This is a genomic window from uncultured Chryseobacterium sp. (assembly GCF_913776365.1).
Taxonomy (GTDB): domain Bacteria; phylum Bacteroidota; class Bacteroidia; order Flavobacteriales; family Weeksellaceae; genus Chryseobacterium.
The window spans coordinates 1-3,484 of record NZ_CAJYMO010000087.1; the positions used below are offsets into that span (position 1 = coordinate 1).

2 protein-coding genes are annotated in these 3,484 nt (G+C 48.7%); both read left to right on the forward strand.

The window, feature by feature from the left end; all coding sequences use genetic code 11:
* On the forward strand, nt 1-155 hold a 155-nt coding region (locus QZ735_RS04465), incomplete at its 5' end, for an inorganic diphosphatase (protein WP_367117829.1).
* 473 nt (nt 156-628) lie between these two features.
* On the forward strand, nt 629-3,355 hold the full coding sequence (locus tag QZ735_RS04470) for a sodium-translocating pyrophosphatase (RefSeq protein ID WP_294244765.1): 2,727 nt from the start codon (nt 629-631) through the stop codon (nt 3,353-3,355).
* Nucleotides 3,356-3,484: the final 129 nt, after the last annotated feature.

Sequence of the window (3,484 nt, forward strand, 5' to 3'; positions counted from 1 at the left end):
CGGAAGTAAAGCGGTTAATGCACTATTTCCTTACCTATAAAAACTTACCGGACGAGCCTGCCAAATGCAGAATTCAGGAGGTGTACGGAGCGGAACATGCGAAGAAAGTGATCAAAGCTTCGCAGGATGATTATGCAACCAACTACGGAGGATAACAGAATTTTCCTTTACAAAATACGAGACAGATGCATGCATCTGTCTTTTTTGTTTTCCTGACCGCCGTTTCAGTGCTGCTGTAGATTCTTTCCCTTATGTACGGGAACAGTTCAAGGTTTCCAGGTACACCCATCAGATTCACTGCCATCCGTCTTATTTTTGATCCGGTGAGTGAGGAAAAAGAACCTCATATATCAAGTATTTGCAGGCGGATTCCCTTACACCGGTCTACTCTTATTACCCATGCTCCTGTTGCATGATGCCGATAGAAAAACTTTAGATTCTTTGATTTTCCATTCCGGCGATTCCTGTTTTTTTATGTTAAAGTCCTGGATCTGACAGGAACGCAAGGAAACCTGGTGGCCATCCGGTAATTCAGTTGGCCTTTATTTTAACCGCTGCACTGTTTTTGATGAATCCATGAAAATTATTTATTATATTTAATATTCTATTACCAAACAAATATTAAGCTATGAATTTATTCTTACTAGTACCGTTTTTCGGTGTCATTGCTCTGGTGTATACCTTTCTGCAGAGCAATTGGGTAAACCGGCAGGAGGCAGGAAACGAAAAAATGAAAACCATCAGCGGTTATATCGCAGACGGTGCCATGGCGTTTCTGAAAGCCGAATACAAAATCCTGATGTACTTTGTTATCGTCGTCGCTATCTTACTTGCCGTCATGGGGGCAAGCAATGACCGGTCCCACTGGAGTATCGGGTTTGCCTTTGCGGTAGGTGCCGTCTTTTCTGCAGCAGCAGGATTTATCGGGATGAAGATAGCAACCAAAGCCAACGTGAGGACTGCCGAAGCAGCCAGAACTTCTCTTTCAAAAGCATTAAAGGTTTCCTTTACCGGAGGCTCGGTAATGGGGATGGGAGTGGCCGGCCTCGCCGTGCTGGGACTCGGTGCCCTCTTCCTGATCATCAAGCAGATCTTTGCACCGGAGGCTACGGTAGATTCCCAGGAGATGGAACGCAGCATCGAAATCCTCACAGGTTTTTCACTGGGTGCCGAATCAATCGCCTTGTTTGCCCGGGTGGGCGGCGGTATCTATACCAAAGCCGCCGATGTAGGAGCCGACCTGGTGGGAAAGGTAGAAGCCGGAATCCCGGAAGATGATCCCCGGAATCCTGCAACCATTGCAGACAACGTAGGAGATAATGTAGGTGATGTGGCCGGTATGGGAGCAGATCTTTTCGGATCTTATGTCGCAACGGTACTGGCAACCATGGTCCTCGGCCGGGAAACCGTTTCTCAGGATGCTTTCGGAGGTTTTGCCCCGATTCTCCTGCCCATGCTGATTGCCGGTACCGGAATTATTTTCTCCATCGTCGGAACTTTGTTTGTCCGGATCAATGATAATGAAGATGCTTCCATTTCCAGTGTTCAAAATGCCCTGAATCTGGGCAATTGGGGCAGCATTATCATTACTGCAATAGCCTCTTATTTTCTGGTAACTTACATCTTACCGGATAAAATGGTGCTGAGAGGCCATGAATTTTCAAAGATGGGCGTTTTCGGGGCCATTATGGTAGGCCTTGTGGTAGGAACGTTAATGAGTATTATTACGGAATATTATACGGCTATCGGAAAAAGACCGGTCTCCAGTATTGTCAGACAGTCCTCAACAGGGCATGCTACCAATATCATCGGCGGTCTCTCTGTGGGGATGGAATCTACCTTACTTCCGATAATAGTCCTGGCCGGGGGTATTTACGGTTCTTATCTGTGTGCCGGCCTCTACGGGGTGGCCATCGCCGCAGCCGGAATGATGGCCACCACGGCCATGCAGCTGGCCATTGATGCTTTCGGTCCGATTGCCGACAATGCCGGCGGAATTGCCGAAATGTGCGAGCTTCCGAAGGAAGTCCGTGAAAAAACGGATATCCTGGATGCCGTAGGAAACACCACTGCCGCCACCGGAAAAGGATTTGCCATTGCCTCCGCTGCCCTGACGGCCCTGGCATTATTTGCCGCTTTCGTAGGTATTGCGGGAATTGACGGGATAGACATCTACCGGGCCGATGTACTGGCCGGATTGTTTATTGGCGGAATGATTCCTTTTATCTTCTCATCACTCGCCATTACGGCTGTCGGGCAGGCTGCCATGGCCATGGTGGAGGAAGTGAGAAGACAGTTCAGAGAAATTCCGGGCATCCTTGAAGGCGAAGGGAAGCCGGAGTACCAGAAGTGTGTCGCCATTTCTACCGATGCTTCCATCCGGAAGATGATGCTTCCCGGAGCCATTGCCATCGTTTCGCCGCTGCTGATCGGATTTATTTTCGGTCCTGAAGTACTAGGCGGATTCCTGGCCGGGGCAACGGTTTGCGGGGTCCTGATGGGAATGTTCCAGAATAACGCCGGCGGTGCATGGGACAATGCCAAGAAATCATTTGAAAAAGGAGCGGTCATCAACGGTGAAACCTATTACAAAGGTTCCGAACCTCATAAAGCATCGGTGACCGGTGATACCGTAGGAGATCCTTTCAAAGATACTTCCGGACCTTCCATGAATATCCTGATCAAGCTGATGTCCATTGTTTCGCTCGTCATCGCGCCCACCCTCGCGGTTCTGCATAAGGACAAAATTGAAGCGAAGAGAGCGGCTAAAATTGAAAGCCTCACCGGAATGAAGACCGCTGCCGTGGTTCCCGGAGCTCCTTCCGGTGCAGCATTGCCGGCGGCAGTCAAAGGTTACATGAATGAAAATGGTGATTTTGTCTATGAAACCGGTACGCCGCAGGAAATCCAGCTGGAGGGCGGACGGAAAATATCGCTGGGCCAGGAAAGCCAGCTGTTGCAAATGTATACTTCTATTAAGAACAAAGATCAGGCAGCGCTGGATGCAAATAAGTGGTTTACCCTTGAAAACCTGTATTTTGAAACCGGATCCAGCGAGCTCAGGCCGGGAGCTGATGCCCAGCTTCTTAACCTGGTAGAAATCCTTACCGCCTATCCCGGTCTGAAAATAAAAGTTGGCGGGTATACCGATAATACGGGGAATGAAGAAAGCAATCAGACCCTTTCCAATCTCAGGGCGCAGACGGTCAAGCTGAAGCTTCTCGAACTGGGAATTGCCGGCGACAGGGTAGAGGCAGAAGGCTATGGTCCGCAGCATCCCGTATGTGAAGCCAATGATACTGATGAATGCAGAGCGAAAAACAGAAGGATCGATGTAAGGATATTATCCTATTAGAAAAATAGGACAAAACCCCTGTTAGACTTAGCGTCTTAACAGGGGTTTTTATTAATGCAAGAGGTTATTTTTCAGATGCTCCAGGGCATCAATAATCAAACTGTCTCTTTTGGCAAAGCTGAAACGGAT

Bases quoted from the DNA above. Each gene is read 5' to 3' on its own strand.
- QZ735_RS04470 (WP_294244765.1), top strand. From the start codon at position 629: ATGAATTTATTCTTACTAGTACCGTTTTTCGGTGTCATTGCTCTGGTG.